Here is a 23,330-nt window from a genome sequence, read left to right as displayed (position 1 = left end):
GGATGCGTTCGCGATTCATGTCCCACGCGACCGCGTGTCGTGTGACGGAAGGAGAATGATCATGCTCAAGAAGATCCTCGCTGGTTTTGGTCTCGCGTTGTCTCTCGTCGCGTGCCTCGGCGCGCCGGAGGAGGCGGCACCCCTGGAGGAAGGCGAGACCGGCGTCGCGGAGCAGGCGCTGCGGTCGTCCGGTAGTTATCGCACCTACTACAGCGACAGCACGCACAAGGTGGTGATCGGCTGGTCCAAGATGGAGTGCGACTGGCGCTACGACGAGTCCGACGGTGACTTCAGCAATTACTACAAGGAATTCCGCTTCGATTGCGCCCCGTACAACGATCCCTTCCTGCCGGCGACGCAGTGCTGGATCTGCACGACGCCGACGTCGTGCACGCTCCAGACGTGCCCGTGAAAGGGCTCGTCAAGGACACGCCGGCGGGACGAACGCCGGATCGACGAGATCCCCCGCCACGTTCCCCGCGCCGCCGAAATCCTTCTCGGGCTCCCACGGGTCGACGTCGAAGAGCTCCTGCTCGGTCCAGCCGTTTGACGCATTGATGAATCCTTGCGTCGTGAGGTTCGAGACGAGCGGCGCGCCGGGCTCGCCCGCATTGACCATCGGCGGCTCGTCGCTCGTAGGCGCGAGCGTGCAGGTGTCGAGGCAAGCGAGGAACGGATTGCACGTGTCTTTCTTGACGTACCCGGCGTGTTTGTCCTTGCTGGAGAATACGACGGGGAACGGAGCGCCGCCCTTCATGGCCGTGGCGCAGGCGGGCAAGTCCCCGCAGGCGCCACACTCGGTCGTTTTTTCACAAATCGTTGCCTGGTGGCCGACGGCGCGCATCGCGAGGATGCCGGCGGGCGGCGGGACGGACGGATCGATCGTCAGGCCAAACGCCTCGTTGTCGCCGGCGTGTGCGGTGAGGCCACAATCGCGCTCGTACAGGTGGTCGTAGACAATGTGGATACGCGCAGCGCTGTCGGGATGCGGGCGGACGCGATACACGATGCCGCCGCGCGGGCAGCCGTCGTCAGGGTCGAGGGAAAGGAAGGGGAGATAACTCTCGGCGAGGGAGGCCTCGTATGCATCGTCGAGGCCGTCGCCGTCCTGGTCGACGATCATGCCGCCGCTGCTGCTCCCGGCGCCGCTGCCGCCTTCGCCATTGCCGCCGCTCGCCGCGTCGCCGCCGTTACCGCCTGCACCGCCGATTCCGCTCCCGCTCCCCGCCCCCACGCCCGTGAGGATCGGGCCGGCGCCGGCGCCGCTGCCGCCGGTGAAGGTGTCGACCGGGGGCGAGCTGCAGGCGAAGGTCCACAGGGCAAACGGAATCACCAAGGAGGCGCGCATCGCGCGATGGTAGCGCGATCAGGCGAGCGGCCGGAAGGCGCTCGTCACGCGCGAGCATGTCGACAAAGACCCCGGCCGTTGCCAGCAAGCGCGGCGTGCATGTCGACAATGACCCCAGCCGTTGCCGACATCCACGGCGAGCATCTCGACAACCACCCCAGCCGTTGCCGACATCCACGGCGAGCATCCGACAACCACCCCAGCCGTTGCCGCCGACCACGGCGAGCCCCCCCGCGTGGGCGCGGATGTCGTCTACCCCTCGTCGGTCACGGCCCCGACGACCCCGTCGAAAAACTCCGCGCAGCTCGTCTCGTCGAGGAGCCGATTCCACCCGCGCTCGTCGAATGGCATGGGAAGCCCGTGGTTCGTGAGCAGGACGGCGAAGAGCTGCCGCGACGGATCGACCCACATGAACGTGCCCGCGCCGCCCGTCTTGCCATACGAGCCTGGCGAAAGGCGCGTCCCGCCGCTCGAGAATCGCGGCGTGACGAGCTCCCAGCCATACCCCTTCGGCGTGTACATGAGGTTCTCGAGCGGCGAGTTGTCCGTCTTCCGCGCGTCGACGAACGGCGTCTGATTCGCGACCATCGCGGCGGCGAGCTCCGGCCCGAGGATGCGCTTGCCATCGTACGTGCCGCCGCCGAGCACCATCTGGCAAAACGTGGCCACGTCCTTCACCGTGGAAAACACGCCGTCACAGCCGCAGACGCCGCCGAGCAAGAAATCCTGATCGTCCTGCACCACGCCCCGCACGACCGCGGTGCGCCGCTGCGTCGCGCCCGTCGCCGCGATGCGCGGGTGCAGCATCGAAGGAGGATTGTACGTCGTGTCGACCATTCCGAGCGGCCTCCACACGGCGTCGCGGGCGAACACGTCGAGCGTCGTGCCCGCGGCCGCCTCCACGAGCTTGCCGAGCAGGCGATACGTGAGGTCGCTGTATTCGACCTTCGTCCCCGGAGGATACTCGAGCGGTGTGGCCGCCATTTTCCGCCATATCTCGTCCGGCTTCTCGTCGAAGACATGGTGGTCGAGCGGCAGCCCCGACGTATACCGGAGCATGTCACGCACCGTCACCCGCTCCTTGCCCGCCCCCTGGAACCCCGTCAGGTATTTGACGACCGGATCGTCGAGCCCGAGCTTGCCACGGTCGACGAGGACGAGCGCCGAAATGGCCGTCGACACCACCTTCGTCATTGATTCGAGGTCAAACAGAGTGTCGAGCGTCACGGGCTCGACGCTCCCGCGGACCTTCTTTCCATAGGCGTGCTGCGCGACGATCTTGCCGTGCCGCGCCACGAGGGCCGCAAAGCCCGGAAAGGCTTCGTCGTTCACGCGGCGCTCGAGGCGCGCGAACACGTCCTCCAGCTTGTCGAACGACATGCCTACGTTCTCCGGCACATCCAGCACGAGCGGCCCCGTGGAAAACGTGGACCGCTTGGGCGTGTCCGCGCCGCGCGACGCAGGCTCCGGGCAACAAGCCGAGGCGAAGAGCAGAGACCCGACCCCTTGAAGAAGTCGACGGCGATCGATGGGGGACGTGAACTTGCCCATAAGAAGGGAGATTCTTCGTGAGCGGAGGGGATGGAAGCGCCACGCGGGCACACGCGTAGCGGGCGCGCGCAAGCGCAACATTTTGCCGACCTTCACGTGGGCAGCAAGGTCCTCGTCGGGGGGGTGCGTGGTTTTGGGGGTTTGGGGCAGAGTCCGGCTCGCCGAGGCGAGCCCCCGAGCGCCCCGCGGCATGGTCGCTCACCCGCCGCCCGTGGATTTCCTTGGCGTCCAGGCGGGCGGATCACTGGCGGGGAAGGACTCCTCGGAGGCCTCGTCCACAAGCTCGTCGGCGACCGTTTTGGGTTCGAGCACCCGCGTCTCCCCTTGCCATGCGACCGGCGGCCTGCCGTGCTCGGGCTCGTCGGCCGGCGTGCCTCCGCTCGGCTTCTCGGGCTGAGACGTTCGCTCGTTTCGTTCCCCGGGATTCCACGTCTGGGCCATGAGATTCCTCCCAGGGTCTCATGCCCGCCGCAGCGCGGACCGCAAGAGGGACGAGGACCGAACCGAACCGCGCCGCGCGCAGCAGCGCGCCGAGCCGAGCCTCAATGGATCACTCGGCCAAACCCTGGACGCGGGTCCTGGCGTGCCCAACGAAAGCGGCGAAGCCGAGCCGCGCCGCATCCGGCTCGAGGAGACAGACCATGGCCGAAAAGAACAAGGACGAGAGCAAGGGCACGATGACCGTCCAGGAGGCGGGGCACCTCGGCGGCAAGGAGGTTCAACATCAGCGTGATCTCCGCGATCGGAAGGAGGTCCGCGGGCAGGCGTACGACAAGCCGGGACCGCCCGAAGGGACGGCGTTCGGCATCGGCGCGGTCACGCAGGCGCTCTCCGGCATGGAGTTCCCCGTGACGAAGAAGGACCTGCTCGCGCGGGCGGGCAACCAGGAGATCGAGTATCGCAAGGGGCAGCCCGTGTCGCTGCGCCAGATCATCGAGGACCTCGAGGACGAGGAGTTCCCCTCGATGGCGAACGTCGTGCAAGCAGTGAGCGGCGCCCTCAAGGAAGAGGGGCTCAGCGGCGGCGGCGAGAAAGAGGAGAAGGCGGCGTAGAGCCGTGCGGGGGCACCTCGATCGCGAGGTGCCCCCTCGTGTTCATTCGACCGTGACCGTCTTCGCGAGGTTGCGCGGCTGGTCGACGTCGTTGCCCTTCAGGTTCGCGACGAAATACGCAATGAGCTGGAGCGGCAGCACCGTGAGGAGCGGGAGCACCTCGTCCGGCGCTTTCGGGATCCACACGATGTGCTGCGCGAGCTCCAGCATCGGCTCGTCGCCCTTCGTGGCAATGGCGATGACCTGGCCCTCGCGCGCCCGGACCTCCTGCAGGTTCGAGAGCATCTTCTCGTATTGCGCGTCGCGCGGGCAAACCGCGACGACCGGGAGCTGCTCGTCGATCAGCGCGATCGGTCCATGCTTCATCTCGCCGGCCGCGTACCCCTCGGCGTGCGCGTAGGAGATCTCTTTCAGCTTGAGCGCGCCCTCGAGCGCGATCGGGAAGCCGAGCCCGCGGCCGAGGAAGAGCACGTCCTTCGCGTGCACGAGCTTCTTCGCGATGGCGTGCACGTAATCGGCGTCGCCGAGGACCTCGCGCTGGTGGCTCGGGATCTCCCAGAGCGCCTGCAGCACCTTCTGCGCGCGCTCCTGCGGCAGCGCGTTCCGCCTCCGGCCCATGTACACCGCGAGCAAGAGGAGCGCCGCGAGCTGCGTCGTGAAGCATTTCGTCGAGGCCACGCCGATCTCGGGGCCCGCGTGCGTGTAGAGCGCGCCGTCGGCCGCCCGCGGGATCGCGCTGTCGAGCACGTTCGCCACCGCGAGGACACGCGCGCCGCCCGCCTTCGCCGCCTTCACGGCCGCCAGCGTATCGGCCGTCTCGCCCGACTGGCTCACCGCGATCACGAGATCGTCCGGGTAGAACAGCGGCTCGCGATAACGGACCTCGCTCGCGAGCTCTACGACCGAGGGCACCTTCGCGAGCTGCTCCATCCAGTAACGACCGGCGATCGCCGCGTGGTGGCTCGTCCCGCAGGCGACGAAGTACACGCGCCGGATCTGCTGCGCCACCTCCGGCGGCACGCCCATCTCGGCGGCGTAGACGTCGCCCTCGGCGAGATCGATACGGCCCCGTAGGGTCGCCTCGACGACCTCGGGCTGCTCGTGGATCTCTTTGCGCATGAAGTGCTTGTAGCCCCCGCGCTCGGCCTGCACCGGGTTCCAGTCGATGTGCTTCGCCTTGCGCGTCACGACCTCGCCGGCGACGGTCTCGCAACGCACCCCCGAGGCGCGTAGCTCCACCACGTCCCCGTCCTCGAGGAAGATCATCGAGCGCGTGTGCGAAAGCAGCGCCGGGATGTCGCTGCCGCAGAGCATCTCGCCCTCGCCGAGGCCCACGACGAGCGGCGAACCGTGCCGCGCCGCGACCACCACGTCCGGCTCGTCGCGCGACACCACCGCGATGGCGTACGCGCCCACCACGTGCCGCAGGGCCGCTTGCACCGCGGAGAACAGCGTCTTCTGGCCGCGCGAGAGCTCGCGGTGGATGAGGTGCGCGACGATCTCCGTGTCCGTGTCCGAGAGGAACTTCACGCCCTCGGCTTCGAGCTCCTGCCGCACGGCCACGTGGTTCTCGATGATGCCGTTGTGCACGACGGCGACCGGCCCGGCCGAGTGCGGGTGCGCGTTCGCCTCGCTCGGGCGCCCGTGCGTCGCCCATCGCGTGTGCCCGATGCCCGTCGAGCCCGCGAGGGGCCGCTTCTCCAGCGCCTCGGACAAACGCGCGAGTTTGCCCAGCGTCCGCACAATCTCGATGGAACGACCGTCATGGATGGCGACGCCGGCCGAGTCGTACCCCCGGTACTCGAGCTTCCGCAACCCGTCGACGATGATGGGGGCCGCATGCCGCGTCCCGACGTATCCCACGATCCCGCACATCGGATGCCTCGCTTCGGAGAGCGGCACGCGCGCCGCTGCCGAGGTGTAACCCGAGCCGCGCCTCCGAGCGAAAAAACTTCGACGTCGAACGCGCCTCCGTGAGCTACCGAGGAGCCTCGTTCCGCCCCGCACGCGTGCGACGCGCGAAGGCGATCGCGATCCCGCAGGCGATCGCGGACACGAGCGCGGCGCACCCGAACGCGAGGGCCCCGCCCCCGCGGCGATAGACGTGGATCCAGCTCAACATGCCGGTGACGGACCCCGCCGAGACCGTGGCCACGAACACGCCCTGCGCCGTCCCGAGGAGGTGCTTCGGCGCACGATCTTTCACATAAGCGAGGGCCGAGATCCACGCGAGGCCGAAGGCGATGCCGTGGAGGGGCTGGAGCGCGAAGAGCGGCCAGAAGCCCGGGACGAACCCGATGAGGATCCATCGAAGCGCCGCGACCCCGTACGCGACGGCGAGGAGGACAGGGGCGCGGACACGCGCGGCGAGGGCGCCCGCGTTGGCCATGACCACGACCTCGGCGAAGACGCCGACGGCCCAGGTCGCGCCGAGGATCCGCGGCGAAGCGCCCCGCGCGAGCAGGTGCAGCGAGAAGCACTGGTCGTAACAGGCGAAGGCAGCCTGCGCGAAAAACGCGGCGGCGAGGAAGAGGCGCACGTCGGCGCTCGCGAGCAGGGCGCGGATCTGCGCAGCCGAGGGCCTCGCGGGGACGGGGACGCGGGAAGGGAGCGCGAAGGTGACGCCGAGCGTGACGAGCAGGAGCGCGGCGATGGCGAGCGGGATCTGCACGGCGGAGGTCGGCTCGAGCCCGCCGGCGAGGACCGCGGCGACGAGAAACCCCATCGAGCCGAAGAGCCGCGTCGCGCCGTAGGGCACGTGCCCTTCGCGGGCCGCTTCGAGGGCCACGACGTCGGCAAGCATCGACATGGGGGAGCGGAAAAACGCGAAGACGACGACCGGCAGGAGCAACGCGGCGAAGCTCCCGCCCCCGCCCCCCGCGAGCGCCGCGACGCCGGCAAACCCGGCGAACGCCCCGGCGCACGCGACGCGGAGGAGATGACCCCGCAGGCCGAGCGCGTCGGCCACGAGCCCGAAGACGGGCGGGCCGATCATGCTCATCGCCGGGAACGTGGCCGTGAGCAGGCCGAAGGACAGGCCCTCGATGCCGCGGGACGCGAGCCACGGCGGGAAAAATGGCAAATACACGCCGAGCACCGCGAAGCTCGCAAGGTAGTAGAGGCGGAGCGCGACGACGCCGGGCACGTGCGGCGCGCACTTTGCGCGACCGAACGGGCCACCGCAACGTGGAGAGCGCTCGTTAATGGCCGAGCCCGCCCGATCGCAGGGAAATTCCCGCGATGGGGCCTCGGCGAACGCGGGGGTACCGTCGTCCGATCGAAAGCGCCAGGCAGTGTGAAGGAGGACAGCGATGCACGACCACCCCACGCATGGCAGCCACGCCCACCAGCATGGCGAGGGCTGCGGTCACACGGCGATCCGGCACCAGGGGCACACCGATTACCTGCACGACGGGCATCTGCACCACACGCACGGCGATCACACGGACGAACACGTCATTGCGGTGGACCGGTCGAACCGCGATGAATGCACGCCCTCGCACGCCTGCGGCGGGCACCAGCAGGGACACGTGCACGGGCCGGCGTGCGGGCACGAGGGTGTGCCGCACGGAGATCACGTCGATTACCTCGTCGGCGGGCACCTGCATCACCCGCACGGCGGGCATTGCGACGATCACGGCAAGCTCGAGCTCGCCTGATCAAGGGCCGCGCGCGCGCGGCTTGCGGCCCGACCTGGCCGGCTGGTAGCCTCCGCCGGCTGGAGGTCTTTTCATGAAATCGAAGGACGATCGGCAATCGAGCGAACGCACGTTCGGGCGCGTGGTTCTCTCGTGCCTCGGCGTCGCGCTCGCCTCGCTCGCCGTGGCCTGCGCGGACGGCTCGAACAACAATCCGACCGGCGGCGGAGGCGAAGGCGGCGACGGCGCGGGAGGCTCGGGCGGCGCCGGAGGATCGGGCGGCGACGGCGGCGGCATCGTCTACCCCGTGGCCCCCGAGGAGGTCGCGAAGTTCGACCCCGTGCAGGGCGAGCTGCCGGAGGGCATCGCGATCGACGGGACCACGGCGTACGTGGGCTACTCGGTGAACCCGAAGGTCGTGAAGGTCGACCTGGAGACCGGCGCCGTCACTGATTTCGGCACCATTCCGGGGCCGGTGGGCCTCGCGTTCCCGCAGGGCATCGGCATCGACGCGAACAAGATCGTGTACGTCGCGGTGAAGAGCGAGAACCCGGATCAGTTCAAGTCGGGGATCTACAAGTTCCCGCCGGGCGGCGGCGAGGCCACGTGGGTTCCGGGGAGCGACACGAATAGATTCCCACGCTCGATCACGTTCGCGAGCTTCGGATCGGGCTTCGTCACGCTCCCGGAAGCCGCGGGGTTCACCGAGGTCAAAGCGGGGGGCGTCGTGGGCGACACGGTGGGCCCCGTCGACGAGCTCACGGGCGACCCGCTGTCCGCTTGCGCGTACGGCGAGGGAATATCGATGGGGATCACGAGCCTCGTCGTCTCCGGTGACGGCGCGGCCAATGCCGCGTACTTCTGGACCAACGCCGACAAGGCGGCTCTTTACAAGGGCGGGTTCGTCCCGGTCGGGGGCGGCGGGCTCGGGTTCCAGGCCAATGCGACCCCGCTCGTGGGCCCCGATTGTGGGCTCCTCGGCGGCGCCGAAAGCCTGATCGAGGATCCGGCGGACAAGAGCATGATCCTCGTCGCGCGCCGCGCGCACAAGATCGTCCGCGTGCAGCTCACCGGACAAACCCAGGTCCTCTCGGAGGGGGACGGCTACTACGAGCCCTCCGCCATTGCGATCGGCGAGACGAGCAAGGGCCGTTACCTCTACATCACGAACTCGGCGCATACGACGTACAACAAGGGCGGCGTCCCCGGCCTCGTGCGTATTCCGCTCCCCGACGCCAAGTAACACCCCGCCCGGAGCCTTTGCTGCACCGCAGCAATCCTCTCACCTCTCCCGCATCGTAACCTTGATCTCGTGTCTCGGGCGCGTGTTGCACCGCCGCAGACGACGCTTGCCTTCCTGCACCCGCGCGCCTACCCTCGAACCGATTGCGCTGGAGGTTTGCCATGGCTTTGCGTGAGGTTTCCGTGGGCGTGCTTGTTTTGCTTCTGGCGGCGGCCTGCGGCCCGACCCCGGATCCCGAGGCGACCGGCGGCCAGGGAGGCCAGGGCGCCTCGGGCGGGAATGGCCCCGGCGGCTCGGGCGGCGGCGGTTCGGGCGGAGAAGGCGGCAGCGTGCCGTATCCCCCTGCAGATGCGTTCGACCCGGCTTACGACGCCTATTTCGATCCGCCCGCGGCCGGCGAATACGTCGACGATTACCGCGTCGTCGGCGAGATCACCCCGCCCTCCTGGTCCTGGGGCAAGATCGAGCTCGTCGAGGGCCTCCAGCGCTACCGCACGGAGGGCTACAACATCCGCACGCAGAAGCTCCGCTGGGAGGACACGTTCGAGGACGACACGTACGCGCTGAAGACGTATTTCGGCGCGCTGAATCAACAGCTCGTCGACGGCTTCAACATCCATTACAAGGACGCCTGTGCCGGCGAGGTGGGGAAATCGGGCGCGCCGGCCTGCGGCAAGAAGGGGCCGATGCGCCCCGAGGCGCGGTTCGTCCTTTTGCACCACGGCCCGAAGACGGCGTCGCTCTCCTGTGACAAGACGAAGACGCCCGTCGTGCTCGTGCACGGCGCCATGCAAAACGGCAACGTCTGGCTCCTGCCCGGCGGCGACGACGGCGCGGGGAACGCGTACCCGGGCACGGCGCAAAAGACGGGCTTCGTGCAATGGCTCGAGGAGCGCGGTCATTGCACGTACGCGCTCACGTTCGGCACGTTCCACGGCGACAACTTCAACCAGGCGACGAACCTGGCGAACGTGATCCGCCGCGTCGCTTCGCTCGTGGGACAGCCCAAGGTCGACATCGTGGCCTGGAGCAAGGGCGTCCTCTCGGCCGACCTCTACCTCTCGAATGTTTCGAGCTGGAAGGATTGGGGCTCGAAGCATTTCGAGCGCGTCGCGGCGGACTCCGCGAAGAACGTGCCCGCCTTCCGCAAGGACGTGCGCACCTACGTGGCGCTCTCCGGCCCGCACCTCGGCATCGACCTGAACTTCCGCCACCCGTTCAACAACCTCATCATCTACAGCACGCCCGACGCCGCGCCGATCGGCCAGGGCCCGGTGACCTGGGGCTGGATGAGCGCCGTGCAATGCGTGACGTTCGGTTATGCCTCCGGGCCGAACTCGATCTTCCCGAACCCGTACGCCTACTCGGCCTGCGAGAACCGCGGCGCGACGTGGCCCGACTTCTGGACGCGCATCTACACCTCGAACATCACGGGCCTCGACGCCGAGGGCAAACCCGTCTCCGAGAAGAGCCTCGAAGCTTTGAACGTGGCCGAGGGCGTGAGCGGCGCGGACTTCGATTTCGATCAGTACAACCACGCGATGTGGGGCTCGATCGACGAGTCGGGCGCGTACGTCTCGGCCTACCTCGGGCAGCTCCAGACGGCCTACGACCTGCGCAAGTTCTACCCCTTGCCGAACCGGCAGGATGATCCGGCGTCGTACGATTGGTCCGAGCTCGACACCGACGAATCGAAGTGGCGCGCCTGGGTCAACACGTACAAGCTCGCCTACAACCCGGCCGGCGTCCCCGCCGGGTGGATCGAGGACGACGACGCGCACATCACCTGCCGCGCCACCTCCTACGAGCCGCAAACCTCGCCCTGCAAGGCGAAGCACGCCTATTACGACACGGCGCACGCCGAGGATTATTCGTTCGGATACGCGACGTACACGCTCATGGACGGCATCGGCATCGAGGCCGTCATGGAAATGGGCGGCAACTTCATCGAGCGATTGAAGGGCCACGGCCTGAGCCCGGACCTCGATTCCCTCTACGTGGTGCACGGCCAGAAGCCCGGCGCGCCCGGCACGATCTTCGAGATCGACGGCATGGAGTGCCCCACCTGCGATCCGAAGGGCGACGGCGTGCTCTTCGACGTGAGCATCGCCGCGCAGGATCAGCTCACGCAGGGCTGGTCGGCCGACGCGAAGGCCTCCCGCTCGAAGCAGGAGGGCGTCCCGTTCGGGCACCTCGAGGTCGGCGTCGCGCCGGCCGTCTGGGAGAAGATCGGGGCCGCCTTCGACAAGTGATCCCGAGGTACGCGGCGCGGGCGCGCGCGGGGCTTTCCCCCGGGGCCCGCGCCGCGGTACAACGTGCTTCCCATGTCCAAAGACCTCGCCCTGCCTGCATTGACGACGATTGTCGCCCTCGTGACGTATTTCGCGCTCACGATCAACGTCGGCCTTGCCCGCACGAAATTCAACGTCCCGGCGCCCCAGACCTCCGGCAACCCCGATTTCGAGCGCCGGCTGCGGGTGCAGCAGAACACCGTCGAACAGATCATCCCGTTTCTCCCGGCCCTGTGGATCTGTGCCCTGTTCACGAGCCCCAAGGTCGCCGCGGGGCTCGGCGCCGTCTGGATCCTCGGCCGGATCATCTACGCGTGGGGCTACTACCAGGCCGCGGAGAAACGCGGCCCGGGCTTCGGGATCACGATGCTCGGCAACATGGGCCTGCTCATCGGATCGATCTACGGCGTGATCACCACCCTCCTGTGATAGGCTCCGGGGCCACCGCGTCGAGGAGGGCCGGAGAGTTCGATGTTGCTTGCGCCGGGGACCGTGATCGCGGGTCGATACCGCCTGGAGCGGCCCCTCGCGTCCGGGGGCATGGGCTCGGTGTGGGTCGGGCGGCACGTCACGCTCCAGACCGACGTCGCGATCAAGTTCATCTCGACCGAGTCGGCCGCGTCCCAGGCCGCGCGCGCGCGCTTCGAGCGTGAGGCGCGCTCGGCGGCGCACCTCCGCCACCCGAACGTCGTCGCCGTGCAGGACTACGGCATCGAGGACGAGACGCCCTACCTCGTGATGGAGCTTTTGCGCGGCGAGAGCCTGGAGGATCGCATCCTCGCGCAGAGCCGGCTCTCGCTCGCGGCGCTCGCGCCGATCGTGCAGCAGATGAGCCGCGGCCTGCGCAAGGCGCACGAGGCCGGCATCGTCCACCGCGATCTCAAGCCGGGCAACGTCTTCCTCGCTCGGGACGACGACGACGAGGTCGAGGTCGTGAAGATCCTCGACTTCGGCATCGCCAAGGAGACGGACATGTCCCTCGGCGAGGCCACGAAGACCAGCGAGCTCATGGGCTCGCCGCATTACATGAGCCCCGAGCAGCTCCGGAGCTCGAAGAAGACCGACGTGCGCAGCGATCTCTGGTCCGTCGGCGTCGTGCTCTACCGCGCGTTGACGGGCAAGATCCCCTTCCCCGGCGACACGCTCGCCGAGGTGATGGTGCAGGTCTTTTCCGCGCGCCTGCCGCCGGCGACCTCGCTCGTGCCGGAGCTGCCGCCCGCGATCGACGCGTTCTTCCAGCGGGCCCTCGCGCGAAACCCCGACGAGCGGTTCCAGACGATGCGCGAGCTCGCCGAGGCGTTCCAGTCGGTCGCGAGTGGCCGCGGCATGCCGGCGGCGCCGTCGCCGAGCCTGCCGGACGCCCCGCGTGGCTCGCTCCCGAGCGTGAACGCCCTGGGTACGCCGCTGCCGGTGGCGCCGCCGATGGGCGGCGTGCCGCCTGCGCCGACGTCCTCGCCCGGTCTGCCCGCGCCCCCGTTTGTCCCCGCCGCGCCGGCCTCCTCGCCTGGTTTGTCCGCACCTCCGCCGCTCGTGCCGGGAGGCCCCACCGCGCCGCCCGTCTCGATGCCGACGTTCCCGGAAGCGGCCACGCCGCAACCACCCGCGGACGCCTCGGCCGCCGCGCCGCTCGGCGCCCCGCTCCCGGAGCCGCCCGCGGCCGCGCCCTTCCCTGCGCCGCCGGGCGCCGCCGCGCCGGAGCGCGAGCCTCCGAACCCGCTCGACCCGAGTGCGTCCCGACGAACCCGGCAGGTGCAAGCGGCCGTGATCGGCGTGCTCGTCGTGGGCCTCTTGCTCGCGATCGTGCTCATCGCGTCGCGCCGCTCGCCGGATCCCGAGGTGGCCACGGCTCCGCCCGAGACGACCTCGCCCGATTCGACGGGAGCGGCCACGGCGGCGGGGACGGCGCTCACGCCGGACGAGATGGCGGCTGCAGTCCCGGACGAAACGCCGATCGAAATCCTCGCGGACGAAGCCGCGGCCGCCCCGAGCGCCACGCAGGCGCCGCGCCCCTCGGGCTGGAAGCCGATCCCGAAGGGCCACGGGCGACTCCTGATCCGTGCCAAGGGAGGTACCTGCAAGGTCACCGTCAATGGCGTGTACTACGGTGTGACGCCGGTCGACGTCGTCGTGGAGGCGGGAAAGCAACGCATCTTCTGTCGCATGCCCACCGGCTCCACGCGATCCAAGGAGCTACGCGCGCCCGAGTTCAAGGTGACCAAGGTCGAGTTCGAAGTGAAGCAATGACGGCGGCCACGGACGGCCCGCCACGCTCGGAATTTGGCGGGCGACGAAACGCTCGGCTTTCGCTATAGGTAGTATTGGCCAACGTGACGAGCTCAGATACGAAAAACGATCTGCCCGAGCCCGAGGAGATCGAGGCAGACCTCGAAGAGGACGACGAGGAGGAGCGCCGCGACACGCGCGAGTGGCGCACCCGCTCGTGGCTGCCGAAGGCGCCGCTCTTCGGACTCGACGCGAGCCTGTCGGAGCTCGGCGTGGCGCTCATGGAAGCCGACGCCGACGGCCGCCTCGTGCGCATGAACGCGACCGCCGAGCGCCTCACGGGCGAGAGCTTCGAGGAGAAGCGCGGCGCCCCGCTCGACGAGGTCTTCCGCGTGCGGCCCGTCTCGCCCCCCACGCCGTTCCCCTCGGACAACCTGACGAGCAGCCAGGTCCCGGTCCCCACGGCCCTGCACGGGCACACGGCCCTCCTGGAGCGAAAAGACGGGCAGATCGTGGCGATCCGTCACACGACGGGGATCACGACCGCGGCCGAGGGCGCGACCGGGCGCGCGGGCAAACTCGTGGTGTTCCGCGACGCGAACGTCGAGCAGCTCCTCTCGCTCCAGATCGCGCGGCAAGCGCGCTACGACGCGCTGACGGGCCTCTTGAACCGCCACGCCTTCGCCGAGCGCATCGAGCAGGCGCTCGCGCAGAGCCGCGAGCGCGGCGTCAGGCACGCGCTCGTGTACTTCGACCTCGACCGGTTCCGGCTGGTCAACACGACGTGCGGCCACGACGCGGGCGACGACCTCCTGCAGTGGGTGGCGACGCGCCTGCACGAGATCATGGGTCCGCAGGACGCGGCGGGGCGGATCGGCGGCGACGAGTTCGTGGTGCTGCTCCACGGCCGGGACACGCTCGAAGCCGAGCAGGTCGTGCGCAAGCTCCAGCGCACGCTGCACGAGTTCCGCTTCGGCTGGCAGAAGAAGACGTTCCCGGTCGAGGCGAGCATGGGCCTCGTGCCGTTCGGCGCCGAGTTCCATCGCGCGGCCGAGGTGCTCGGCGCCGCGGATCAGGCCTGCCGGCTGGCGAAGGACAGCGGCCGCGGGCGCCTGCAGATCTACATGAACGACGACCAGGACATGGCGCGGAGCCGTCGCGCCATGCAGTGGGTCGCGAGCATCCAGCGCCACCTCGCGGACGGCCGGCTGCGCCTCTTCGCGCAGGAGATCCACGCGCTGCCGCCGACGAAGCGGAGGGGCCTGCATTTCGAGGTCCTCGTGCGCGTGGTCGGCGACGAGGGCCAGCTCGAGTCGCCGGTCGGGATCATCCAGGCGGCCGAGGACAGCCGCATGATGGACGAGATCGACCGGTACGTCGTGCAGAGGACGCTGGCGACGCTCGGCGCGCTGCCGAAGGATCACCTGAAGAACCTGCACACGTGCGCGATCAACCTCTCGGCGCTCTCGCTCCTGCGCGAGGGGCTGCTCGATTTCCTCGTCGAGCAGCTCGGCAAGTACAAGGTGCCTGCGACGAAGATCTGCTTCGAGATCACGGAGACGGCGGCGTTCGCGAACCTGCAGGAGGTGCTCTGGATGATGCAGGAGCTCGGGGCGATGGGCTGCCGGTTCGCGATCGACGATTTCGGCAGCGGGCACGCGTCGTACGGGTATCTGGAGAGCCTGCCTGTCGATTACGTGAAGATCGACGGCATGTTCGTGCGGAGCATGCTGGACAGCCCGCTCCACCGGGCGATCGTGGAGAGCGTGCAGCGCATCGGCGGGATGCTGGGGATCGAGACGGTTGCCGAATCGGTCGAGACGCAGCCGATGGCGGACATGCTCTCGAACATGGGCATTCATTATGCCCAGGGCTGGCTCTACGGAAAACCGAAGCCGATCGGCGACGTGCTGGCGACGCTGGTGCTGCCGGACGGGAAGTGAGCTACGGGCATTCGCCCGTGACCGACTGGGTCATCCCCGTCCCCAGGTCGCACATCACCTCGTAGTTGCACGTGGCGCTCGCGAACGAGCACGACGAGGCGAGGTTATTGTCCTGGCAATATGAATCGACGCATTCGATCCCGGGCTCCTCGGGCGGCGCGGCGGGCGGGCCGGCCGCGCCGGACCAGGCGTCGCACACGAGCTTGCCGTTCTCGCAGGCGCAATCGTAGCCCCATTCGATGAACGAGAGCTTGCACGTCTCGCCGGCCTGACACCCCACGTTCTGCCCGCAGCGCTTGGTCGCGCCTGCGAGCGAGCCGCCCGTGCCTCCGGAGCCGCCCGTGCCTCCGGAGCCGCCCGTGCCTCCGGTGCCGTCCGAAGGGCTGCCATCCTCGTCGCCGCAGGCCACGAACAGGAGCAGGCCGGCCGTCATGGCCATGAGGCCACGCAAAGGGATCTTCGCAAGAAAAGCCATGGTTCGTCTCACCTTCATTTCTTGGTTTCGTGAAGCCGCCAAAGGTACCAGCAAGCAATCGATCGATAAGGCCGCCAGGGCCGCGCGAGCTTGACCATCCGCTCGGGCGTCGGATCCTTCCGGAGGCCGTGGAGCTTTTTCATTCCCTTCTGGATGCCGAGATCCGCGACGGGGAGCACGTCGGGCCGGCCGAGGCGGAAGATCAAGAACATCTCGGCGGTCCAGCGCCCGATGCCTTTGACGCGCCGCAAGCGCTCGATCACAGCCTCGTCGTCGAGCGCGGGAAGCTCGTCGAGCACGACCGTGCCGTCGAGGAGCTTTTCGCAGAGGTCCCGGATGAATTTGACCTTGGACCCGGACAAACCGCAGGAGCGGAGCGCCTGCTCTTCGATGCGGAGGAGCTCGGCGGGCGGGAGCAGCTTTCCTCCGCCGAGGGCGAGGACGCGACCGAAGATGGTATCGGCGGCCTTCACGGAAAGCTGCTGGCTGACGATCGACTCGACGATGGCCTCGAAAAACCCGGGCGTATGAAAAGGCCCGCTGTTCTGCGCGGCGGCGCCGAGACGACACGGGCCAACCGATTGGATGAGCTCGGCGAGGCGGGAATCGGCGGCGGAGAGGAAACGGAGGGCCTCGGCGTGGGGGTCGGGGGCGGTCGTGGTCATGGAGCGGAGATCTTACCGAGGAGCGTGGCGGGATGAATGCGTGGGGCGCGGGAATCAACTCGGTTCGTCGATCACCTCGGCGAGCGAACGCGCCACGGCGGCTTTCTCCAGCCATCGCTCGAGGTGCTCGGGATCACGCTGCGCCAGGATCGTCTCGCGCACGGCATCGGGCACCGAGATCCCGCGGACCCGAAGCACGGTCAGGAGTGAGCGCGCGGCTTCCTCGGCGCGCCCTTCCGCCTGCCCTTGCGAGAAATACTTCCTCGCGAACTCGCTCTGGTACTCGTATCCCTTCATCATCGCCTCCAGCGCCCGGCGAGCCGCCTCGTTGACCGAGGCGTACACCAGATCATAGTAGAAACTGGCCCGTTTGTCATCGAGCGCTCCGAGCGCCCGGATGACCGCGCCCGCGACCGTCGCGGCCTGCTCCGTGTGTCGACCCGGAGCACCTCGACGAGCAGCTCCGCCGCGAGGGACGGGCGATTGCGGAAGAGGTCCACGAGGACCTCGTGGCGCATCGAGATCATGGGCGCAACGTGGCACGTGCACGCGGAGGAGAGCAAGAAGATGGACAGGAAAAACCCGTTCCCGGAAAAACCGAGGGGGGCGGCTTACCTGTGTCGAGCCGGGAATTCGTTTCTCATTTCGCCCGCCGCCGAAAACTCGCTCCCAGATCCCACCCGTCCCCGCCCCTCGCGAGCACGAGCTCCGGCATCAATCCTCCCGCCACCCGAAGCTCCCCGAGCACGCCCACCCGCAGGCTATGTGTCAGCGCCCGCGCCGACGCATTCGGTGCGAGCTTGGGCGGCTTCATCGCAAGCTCCTTCGCCCGCGCCGGGTCGTCCGCCGTCGCCAGCGACAACAAGGCCCCGAGCGGGCCCGGTTGCGACGGTCGTACGATGTCGATCGAAAGCGCCACCTGCCCCCGCGCCCGGCGACGGCCTAGTTCCACGCGCGGGAGCGTCGTGGCCGTCACCTCGTGCCCCGGCCTCGACAGAACCGGCGCGAGCGTGCGCGCCACCTCGACGAGGTGCGCCGATGCTTCGTCCACCAAGAGCTCCGAAGGCGGCCCGCCCCAGCCCGGATCCCCATGGGCCGGCGGCAACGGCCCGAGCCCGAGGTGCGACAAACGCTCGGGCGGGACCGCGTCCACGAGCCGCTGCGCGACCGATGGCGCGCCGTAGCTGCCGGCCTGGGGGCCCATCTGCAAGACGATCCACGCCGCGCGGCCGAGGTCGAATCGGACGGCGCCTTTGCGCTCGCCGTGCAGGCCGAGCCCGAGCCAGCCCACGTCGTCCCGCTCCGCCTCGAATCGTCGGAGCGACGTCGCGAGGTCGTCCGCGCGCGCGACCTCGATCCCGTCGAGAAACGAAGCCCCCCGCGCCGCGAATGCATTCTTGGAGAGCACGAGCCCCCGGTCGCCGCATTCCGCGCGGAATGCGCCCGTCCCGTCCGGCGCGCTCGGATCGAATTTCTGCGGCAACACCGAGACGAGCGAGGATGCGAGCGCGCGGGCGAGCTTGTGCGGGTCGGTCGCGCCAAACACCACCGCCAGCGGATCCTTCGGGTAAGGCGTGGGCTTCGGGACCTCCGCGAGCAACCCCGCCGCGCCCCGGCCGCGGGCACGCTCGATCGAGAAGATCACGTCGGCCGCGCCGAGCGTCTCCTTGCGCGCCGTGCGCAGGCCCTCGCGCAGGCGCACGACCGTGCCGAGCGCCTCCTTCGAAGGGAGTGATTGCGCGAGCGCCGGGACCGGCTGCCCCGCGGCGTCGAGCGCGAAGAGCGGATCGGCGATCGCCGCGCCGAACAGCGCCGCGGCCGGGTCGCGCAGGTCGTGCGGGTCGATCGAGCGCGTGGGCCAGGGCAGGTGCAGCGAGAAGCGGCCGCCGTGCGGGGTGCGGCCGAGCGCAGCGGCGGGAGGCGTCGCGGCCGCGAGCGCGCTCGCCAGGGAGGCGCCGAGGAACGTGCGCCTGGACAAACGATTGTCCCAGCCGAACATTTCGTCGCTCATCGCACCACCCAGATCTCGTCCGCGGTCGCGACCACGAACGGCGCGCGCCCCGGGCCATCGGGCGGACAAACCGCGAGCGCGCGCACGCCCGCCGCGGCCGGCAAACGCAGGATCTCGCGCGGCCTGCCCGCCTCCCCCGCCGCCGCGCGCGCCCACGTGCGCACGACGACCGCATCATCCAGCGCATTCGCCACGTCGAGCCCGCTCAAGATCTCCGGATCGCCGTCCTGATCGAGATCCCCCACGGCGAGCTGCGCGCCTGCGCCCGTGATCGTCTCGACGTGCCCCGCGTCGTCGCGCACCTCGACCACGCCGCGATCATTACGCGCCGCGAGCACGGTGAAACGCTGGCCCCGCGGCGTCACGAGCGAGGCCGCGGCGAGCACGTCGAAGCTCCCGATCGCGGCCGGCGTGATCGTGGTTTCTCCTGGCAAACAAGGCACGAGCGGGCCCGTGAGCCACCCGGACGCGACGCGCGCGCAGCCGCTCGCCTCGCTCGAAGAGACGGGCAAACCCGCGAGCGGCGCGACGACCGCGAGCTCGGCGTCGAGGCGCAGCGCCTTCGCGCGATCGGTCACGCCGACGTCGGCGAACCACGCGACGCCGCCCGCTTCGTCCTTTCGCTCGACGAGCCCCGCGAGGCCGATCGGCTCGCGCAGCGGCGACGGGTGCAGCGGCGAGAGGTCCGACCAGGAGCGCGAGCGCAAAGGTAAAACCTTGCCGTCGCGGAGCCGCAGCGTGGTCACGCGGCGGCGGCTCGTGCTCAGGATCTCGAGCGCGCCGTCGCCGTCGAGGTCGCCACACGCGAGGGCCACGACGTCGGACTCGAAGTTCTGGCCACGCGTGACGTTGGCTTTCGCGAGCGGAACGCGTTCGAGAAAGCTACGAATCTCGGCGTCGAGCGGCGCCTCGGCAAAGGCATGCGCGAGCGGGCCCGGCTCGGGATCCCGAATGCGCGCCCAGACCGTGCGCGGGACGGGGAAAACATCGGCCGTGACGCGGATTTTGCCGCCGTGGATCTCGACGACGAGGTGGACGAACGAGCGCTCGCCGCGCGCCGCCACGCGTGCATCCGCGAGCGAGAGCGGCGTCGGGTGCGCGGAGCTGCCCGCGCCGAGGCGACCCGCGAGGAGCGAGGCCATACGCGCCGTGAGCTCGACCCCGCGCGGCGCCGGTGTATCGGAGACGAGCGGCGCGGCGACGACGAGGGCGCGAAATGGAGCGGGCGCGAGATCCGCAGCGAGCGATTCGGCCACGCGGGCGACGGAGGCGCGTGACGGGCGAGGCGCAGCGGGCGCCGGTGGAGGGTTCGTCGGGGCCGGGTTCGTCGGGGCCGGCGCAGCGGGCGCGGCAGGCTTTTTCGGCTGGGCGACGCCGTTTCGCGGGACGAACAAGGCGATGGTCGTCACCACGACGAACGCCGCACGCGAAAGCCATCTGCGCGAAAATGATCCCCCGAGATCGGGCGGGCGCGTCCCCTCGGTGCGTAGCGGCTGGGCGGCCACGCGATCAGAATAGGCGACCGGGAGGCGCGTGGCTACTGTGGGATCAGCGTGACCGCTCGGTCGAGGGCGCGGAGTCTTCCTCCTCGGGCAAACCCGCGAGCCTGCGCGCCGTCGGACGGATCCCCTCGGCGAGCGCGGCGTGCCCCGCGAGCGTGTACAGGCCACAAGCCGCCTCGGTGACGCCCTGGTAGGTCGTGAGCCACCGGGCCATCGCCAGGTTCTTCGTGCTTTGCGACAGGATGGCCTCGCGCCGTTCGCGATCGACGTCCGCGAGCGCGCGCCGGAGGTCCGCGATGGCAAACCCGAGGTCCTCCGAGACGGCGAGCGGCGCGATGGCGAGGCTCTTGATCTTCGGCGGCTCGACGAGCGGGCGCTCCCGGAGGAGGCGCTCGACGGTGCTCGCCACGCGGAGGAGGACCTCGGGATCGTCGGGGATCTGCGAGGGGATGCCGTACGCGGCGGCGACGGGCACGCCATAGGTGCTCGCGAGCGTCGTGCGGAGCGAGAGGAGCAGGGCCTTGAGGCCTTCGACGCGCTCCTCGGCGAGCGCGCGGGGCGCGTCGTCGTCCGCGAGCTCGCGCGCGTGCGCGAGGTCGGCCGCGAACATCGCTTCGGTCGAGCGCGCGAGCAGATCACGCAGCGCGTGGAGGAAGCCGGCGGCGGTGACGTCGCGGGGCGGGCCCTCCGGGAACAACGCGGCTTCGAGCTCCTTGGCGATCTCGGGGGTGTGCTCGTTCAACGAGGCGAGCACGGTGCGGCTGATGGCGACGCGATCCGCGATGAGCTTGGAGGGTTGCGACATGGGAGGGGACTATGGATACCGCCCCGCGGGCAGGCTGAGAAGACCTCACGCCCTCCAGAGCCGGAGCCCCGCGGGCACGACGACGAGCGCGACCACGAGCCCCGCGACGCTGCCGAGCGCGCCCACGAGGCCGAGATCCCTGAGGCCATCGAAGCGGCAAAGCGCGAGCGCCGCGAAGCCCGTGGCCGTCGTGAGCGCCGTGGCCGCGACGGGAGGGCCCTCGTCCCGCAAGGTCTCGCGAATCACATCGTGCTCGACGTCAGGGGCTCCGGCGACTTCGCGCGCCCGATAAAGCAAGAACATGCCCTCGTCGACGGTGATCCCGAGCAACACGGGCAGGACGAGCGCGTCGTAGGCATGCAGCGGGATGCCGAGGATCCGCACGAGGAGGAGCACCGCCGCGATCTCGCAGAGGACGACGATCGCCGCGATCACCACGTCCCGCGCGCGCCGGAGCGACATCGCGAGCGCGGCCACCACGAGCACCGCGGCGACGCCCGCGATCTTCGGCAGGTCCTGCGAGAGGCTCTGCCGGAGCACGACTTCGAGCCGCGCATAACCTGTCAGCATCGCTCGCGGATCGGCGCGACGGAGCGCCTCCTCGACGCGCGCCGTCGCGCCGGGCACCTCGCGCGGCCGTACGTAAAGCGCGACGAGGTGCTCGCCGTCGTCCATGCCGAGATAACGCGACAGGAGGATCGAGGCCGTGCTTTTGCGGAGGTTTTCGATCTGCACGAGGTCACGCGTGGGCGCGCGCATGGCGTCGAGCGCGCCCGCGAAACGCGCCGGGGCAAACCCCGTCTCCACGAGCGCCTTTTCGAGCTCGTTCGCCTTCGCCGAAAGATCGAGCGCGTCTCTCGCCGCGAGGCGCGCCTCCTGCGTCTCCTTCGCGGGCGCGAGCGCCGTGAGCGCGTCGACCGCCTCGACATCGTCTTTCATCGCGGAGAGCGTCTCCGCGAGCCGATCGCCGCGCGCCCGCGCGCGCTCGAGGTCCCGATCCGCGACGAGCACGACCCATTGCCCGCGTTTGCCCCCGAACGCGTCGAACACCGCTTGCTGCACCTTCAGCGGTTCGAGCTCCTTCGGCCGCACGGCCACGATCGACTCCGACAAACCCGGCGCCGCGCCCAGGAACACGGCGCCGACGGGCAGGAGCGCGACGGAGGCGAGGAGCGCCGCGCGCCTGCGCGTGCCCGAGAGCCAGGCGAATGCATCGGTCCAGCGCACGGGCGCCGGCGGAGGCGGAGGCTTTTTTTCGAGGAGCGCGCCGACCTCCGGCGTCACGAGCACGATCGCCACCGCCGTGAGCACCTCGCCCGCGGCGCAAAGGAGGCCGAGCTGCTGCATGGCCTCGATGCTCGAAAACGCGAGCGCGCCGAACGCCGCGGCCGCCGTCCCGGCCGCGAAGAGCACGCCGCGCGCCGTCTTCGCCCGCGCCACGCGCGCGGCCTCGCGAGGTTCGAGCCCCGCCCGCCGCGCTTCGAGCAGCGCCGCATAAACGTGCACGCCCGTGTCGACGCCCACGCCCACGACGACCGACATGAACGCGACCGCTATCCCCGACAAACCACGCGGGAGCGCCGCCGCGACGGCCGCGGTCCACACCGTGCCGAGCAGGAGCGGCGGCATCACGGCGACGAGCGCCCGCACGCGCCGGAAGATCAAGGCGAAGACGAGCGACGCGAGCACCATGGCGAGGGTGCTGGATATCGAGAGATCACGCGTCAGCATGGCCTCGGTCGCGGCCGCGATCGCATGGCCCCCCGTGAGGCCGAGCTGCATCTCGGGGTGGGCCGCGCGAAGCGGCGCGAGCACGGCCTCGGCGTCCTCGACGAAGCGGCGCGCGTCCTCGCCGCGCAAAGCTTGTCCGCGCGGCTCGGCGAGCACGAGGTGCGCCTTGCCGTCGTCGGTGGCGAATGCGCCGTCCGGCTGCGTGCGCACGCCGGAGCCGATGTCCGCGCCCTCGTAGGCGAGCTGCCCGAGCCGGAGCGGGTCCGCGGCGAGCAGCTCGGCGACGGAGCCGCTGCCCGGCGCGAGGAGCATGGCCCGGCTCTCCGCGAGCCGCGCGCGCATGCCCTCGGGCGTGAGCGCGCCGCGCAGGCGCTCCATCGCGCGTGGATCCGCGTGACGAAACACGAGCATCGGATCGAGGGCGCGCGAGGTGTCGATCCGATCGGCGGCGTGGGCCACGCTCGGGCGCTTTCCGAGCTCGGCCGCAATCTCGGCCGCGACGTTCGTGTTGGTCGCGGGATCCGGCCCCTGGACGAGCACGACGGCGAGGTCGCCGCCGCCGAAGCCACGCACGTACCGACGCAGCGCCGCGGCCTCGCCCTGATCGGGCAGGAGCGACGCTACGTTCGGGTCGAGCCGGAGCCGGAACGTCACTGCGCAGAGCGCGAGGAGCGTCATCCCGACGAGCGCGAGCGTGACGACGCGCCTCGCCGGCCGCCCTTTCGACGCGGGAGAAGACATCGGCGCTTCGATACGCCGGGCGCCCTCGCCCGGCAAGCCGTACGTACGCCGGCGCGAGAACGATCCGCTCGATCGAGAATTCCAAAAAGTCGGGAACGATGCGGCCCTGTC

The 23,330-nt window shown here is 69.9% G+C and carries 20 protein-coding genes; 8 read left to right on the top strand and 12 right to left on the bottom strand.

What is annotated here, in order from left to right; all coding sequences use genetic code 11:
* Positions 1 to 61: 61 nt before the first annotated feature.
* Entirely contained in the window at positions 62 to 412 is a 351-nt protein-coding gene (locus tag QHF84_RS36215; protein WP_281318098.1) for a hypothetical protein, read from the top strand.
* Positions 413 to 421: 9 nt separating this feature from the next.
* Here the strand turns inward: QHF84_RS36215 and QHF84_RS36210 are convergent, their stop codons facing one another.
* From QHF84_RS36210 to QHF84_RS36200, 3 genes are all read right to left on the bottom strand, one after another.
* A complete protein-coding gene (locus QHF84_RS36210) occupies positions 422 to 1,348 on the bottom strand; it encodes a hypothetical protein (RefSeq protein WP_281318097.1) in 927 nt (308 codons plus the stop codon).
* Between the two features lie 252 nt (positions 1,349 to 1,600).
* A complete protein-coding gene (locus tag QHF84_RS36205) occupies positions 1,601 to 2,728 on the bottom strand; it encodes a serine hydrolase domain-containing protein (protein WP_281318096.1) in 1,128 nt (375 codons plus the stop codon).
* 369 nt (positions 2,729 to 3,097) lie between these two features.
* On the bottom strand, positions 3,098 to 3,340 hold the full coding sequence (locus QHF84_RS36200; RefSeq protein WP_281318095.1) for a hypothetical protein: 243 nt from the start codon (positions 3,338 to 3,340) through the stop codon (positions 3,098 to 3,100).
* Positions 3,341 to 3,540: 200 nt separating this feature from the next.
* On the opposite strand from QHF84_RS36200, the gene QHF84_RS36195 reads away from it, so the two are divergent.
* Positions 3,541 to 3,951, top strand: coding sequence for a DUF2795 domain-containing protein (locus tag QHF84_RS36195; protein WP_281318094.1), 411 nt, complete (start codon positions 3,541 to 3,543; stop codon positions 3,949 to 3,951).
* A 42-nt stretch (positions 3,952 to 3,993) separates the two neighbouring features.
* Here the strand turns inward: QHF84_RS36195 and glmS are convergent, their stop codons facing one another.
* Positions 3,994 to 5,826, bottom strand: coding sequence for a glutamine--fructose-6-phosphate transaminase (isomerizing) (gene glmS / locus QHF84_RS36190; protein WP_348652912.1), 1,833 nt, complete (start codon positions 5,824 to 5,826; stop codon positions 3,994 to 3,996).
* Positions 5,827 to 5,929: 103 nt separating this feature from the next.
* Positions 5,930 to 7,096, bottom strand: a complete 1,167-nt coding sequence (locus QHF84_RS36185; RefSeq protein ID WP_281318092.1) for an MFS transporter — start codon at positions 7,094 to 7,096, stop codon at positions 5,930 to 5,932.
* Positions 7,097 to 7,262: 166 nt separating this feature from the next.
* On the opposite strand from QHF84_RS36185, the gene QHF84_RS36180 reads away from it, so the two are divergent.
* From QHF84_RS36180 to QHF84_RS36155, 6 genes are all read left to right on the top strand, one after another.
* On the top strand, positions 7,263 to 7,610 hold the full coding sequence (locus tag QHF84_RS36180) for a hypothetical protein (RefSeq protein ID WP_281318091.1): 348 nt from the start codon (positions 7,263 to 7,265) through the stop codon (positions 7,608 to 7,610).
* Positions 7,611 to 7,683: 73 nt separating this feature from the next.
* The gene (locus tag QHF84_RS36175) at positions 7,684 to 8,832 is read left to right on the top strand and encodes a hypothetical protein (RefSeq protein ID WP_281318090.1); all 1,149 of its coding nucleotides are present in this window, start codon (positions 7,684 to 7,686) and stop codon (positions 8,830 to 8,832) included.
* A 161-nt stretch (positions 8,833 to 8,993) separates the two neighbouring features.
* On the top strand, positions 8,994 to 11,084 hold the full coding sequence (locus QHF84_RS36170; RefSeq protein WP_281318089.1) for a hypothetical protein: 2,091 nt from the start codon (positions 8,994 to 8,996) through the stop codon (positions 11,082 to 11,084).
* 72 nt (positions 11,085 to 11,156) lie between these two features.
* Positions 11,157 to 11,552 carry an MAPEG family protein gene (locus QHF84_RS36165; RefSeq protein ID WP_281318088.1) on the top strand — a complete coding sequence of 132 codons (396 nt, stop codon included), beginning with the start codon at positions 11,157 to 11,159 and terminating at the stop codon, positions 11,550 to 11,552.
* Positions 11,553 to 11,594: 42 nt separating this feature from the next.
* On the top strand, positions 11,595 to 13,367 hold the full coding sequence (locus QHF84_RS36160; RefSeq protein WP_281318087.1) for a serine/threonine-protein kinase: 1,773 nt from the start codon (positions 11,595 to 11,597) through the stop codon (positions 13,365 to 13,367).
* Between the two features lie 83 nt (positions 13,368 to 13,450).
* The gene (locus QHF84_RS36155; RefSeq protein ID WP_281318086.1) at positions 13,451 to 15,289 is read left to right on the top strand and encodes an EAL domain-containing protein; all 1,839 of its coding nucleotides are present in this window, start codon (positions 13,451 to 13,453) and stop codon (positions 15,287 to 15,289) included.
* Between the two features lies 1 nt (position 15,290).
* On the opposite strand, the gene QHF84_RS36150 is transcribed toward QHF84_RS36155, so the two are convergent.
* The 7 genes from QHF84_RS36150 to QHF84_RS36120 form a co-directional block, all read right to left on the bottom strand.
* On the bottom strand, positions 15,291 to 15,764 hold the full coding sequence (locus tag QHF84_RS36150) for a hypothetical protein (protein ID WP_281318085.1): 474 nt from the start codon (positions 15,762 to 15,764) through the stop codon (positions 15,291 to 15,293).
* Between the two features lie 14 nt (positions 15,765 to 15,778).
* Positions 15,779 to 16,429, bottom strand: coding sequence for a DNA-3-methyladenine glycosylase (locus QHF84_RS36145; RefSeq protein WP_281318084.1), 651 nt, complete (start codon positions 16,427 to 16,429; stop codon positions 15,779 to 15,781).
* Between the two features lie 54 nt (positions 16,430 to 16,483).
* Complete coding sequence (locus QHF84_RS36140) at positions 16,484 to 16,774, bottom strand: hypothetical protein (RefSeq protein ID WP_281318083.1); 291 nt, start codon at positions 16,772 to 16,774, stop codon at positions 16,484 to 16,486.
* Positions 16,775 to 17,069: 295 nt separating this feature from the next.
* Positions 17,070 to 18,440: a hypothetical protein gene (locus QHF84_RS36135; RefSeq protein ID WP_281318082.1), complete on the bottom strand. Its 1,371-nt coding sequence runs from the start codon at positions 18,438 to 18,440 to the stop codon at positions 17,070 to 17,072.
* Positions 18,437 to 19,945 carry a hypothetical protein gene (locus tag QHF84_RS36130; RefSeq protein WP_281318081.1) on the bottom strand — a complete coding sequence of 503 codons (1,509 nt, stop codon included), beginning with the start codon at positions 19,943 to 19,945 and terminating at the stop codon, positions 18,437 to 18,439. The genes QHF84_RS36135 and QHF84_RS36130 overlap by 4 nt, the downstream gene beginning before the upstream one ends.
* A 43-nt stretch (positions 19,946 to 19,988) precedes the next feature.
* Positions 19,989 to 20,747 (bottom strand): hypothetical protein, encoded by a 759-nt coding sequence (locus QHF84_RS36125; protein WP_281318080.1) that lies wholly within the window; start codon positions 20,745 to 20,747, stop codon positions 19,989 to 19,991.
* A 45-nt stretch (positions 20,748 to 20,792) separates the two neighbouring features.
* The gene (locus tag QHF84_RS36120; protein ID WP_281318079.1) at positions 20,793 to 23,219 is read right to left on the bottom strand and encodes an MMPL family transporter; all 2,427 of its coding nucleotides are present in this window, start codon (positions 23,217 to 23,219) and stop codon (positions 20,793 to 20,795) included.
* Between the last annotated feature and the right edge of the window lie 111 nt (positions 23,220 to 23,330).

The sequence above is a fragment of the Polyangium sp. y55x31 genome, assembly GCF_029946505.1.
GTDB lineage: Bacteria > Myxococcota_A > Polyangia > Polyangiales > Polyangiaceae > Polyangium.
The sequence above is the reverse complement of the archived record's forward strand: the minus strand, read 5'-3'. Positions and strand labels throughout refer to the sequence as shown.

Excerpts from the sequence above, each read along its gene's own strand:
- QHF84_RS36215 (WP_281318098.1), top strand. The coding sequence starts at position 62 with ATGCTCAAGAAGATCCTCGCTGGTTTTGGTCTCGCGTTGTCTCTCGTC.
- QHF84_RS36210 (WP_281318097.1), bottom strand. The coding sequence starts at position 1,348 with ATGCGCGCCTCCTTGGTGATTCCGTTTGCCCTGTGGACCTTCGCCTGC.
- QHF84_RS36205 (WP_281318096.1), bottom strand. The coding sequence starts at position 2,728 with ATGTCGTTCGACAAGCTGGAGGACGTGTTCGCGCGCCTCGAGCGCCGC.
- QHF84_RS36200 (WP_281318095.1), bottom strand. The coding sequence starts at position 3,340 with ATGGCCCAGACGTGGAATCCCGGGGAACGAAACGAGCGAACGTCTCAG.
- QHF84_RS36195 (WP_281318094.1), top strand. The coding sequence starts at position 3,541 with ATGGCCGAAAAGAACAAGGACGAGAGCAAGGGCACGATGACCGTCCAG.
- glmS (WP_348652912.1), bottom strand. The coding sequence starts at position 5,826 with ATGTGCGGGATCGTGGGATACGTCGGGACGCGGCATGCGGCCCCCATC.
- QHF84_RS36180 (WP_281318091.1), top strand. The coding sequence starts at position 7,263 with ATGCACGACCACCCCACGCATGGCAGCCACGCCCACCAGCATGGCGAG.
- QHF84_RS36175 (WP_281318090.1), top strand. The coding sequence starts at position 7,684 with ATGAAATCGAAGGACGATCGGCAATCGAGCGAACGCACGTTCGGGCGC.
- QHF84_RS36170 (WP_281318089.1), top strand. The coding sequence starts at position 8,994 with ATGGCTTTGCGTGAGGTTTCCGTGGGCGTGCTTGTTTTGCTTCTGGCG.
- QHF84_RS36165 (WP_281318088.1), top strand. The coding sequence starts at position 11,157 with ATGTCCAAAGACCTCGCCCTGCCTGCATTGACGACGATTGTCGCCCTC.
- QHF84_RS36160 (WP_281318087.1), top strand. The coding sequence starts at position 11,595 with ATGTTGCTTGCGCCGGGGACCGTGATCGCGGGTCGATACCGCCTGGAG.
- QHF84_RS36150 (WP_281318085.1), bottom strand. The coding sequence starts at position 15,764 with ATGGCTTTTCTTGCGAAGATCCCTTTGCGTGGCCTCATGGCCATGACG.
- QHF84_RS36145 (WP_281318084.1), bottom strand. The coding sequence starts at position 16,429 with ATGACCACGACCGCCCCCGACCCCCACGCCGAGGCCCTCCGTTTCCTC.
- QHF84_RS36135 (WP_281318082.1), bottom strand. The coding sequence starts at position 18,440 with ATGAGCGACGAAATGTTCGGCTGGGACAATCGTTTGTCCAGGCGCACG.
- QHF84_RS36125 (WP_281318080.1), bottom strand. The coding sequence starts at position 20,747 with ATGTCGCAACCCTCCAAGCTCATCGCGGATCGCGTCGCCATCAGCCGC.
- QHF84_RS36120 (WP_281318079.1), bottom strand. The coding sequence starts at position 23,219 with ATGTCTTCTCCCGCGTCGAAAGGGCGGCCGGCGAGGCGCGTCGTCACG.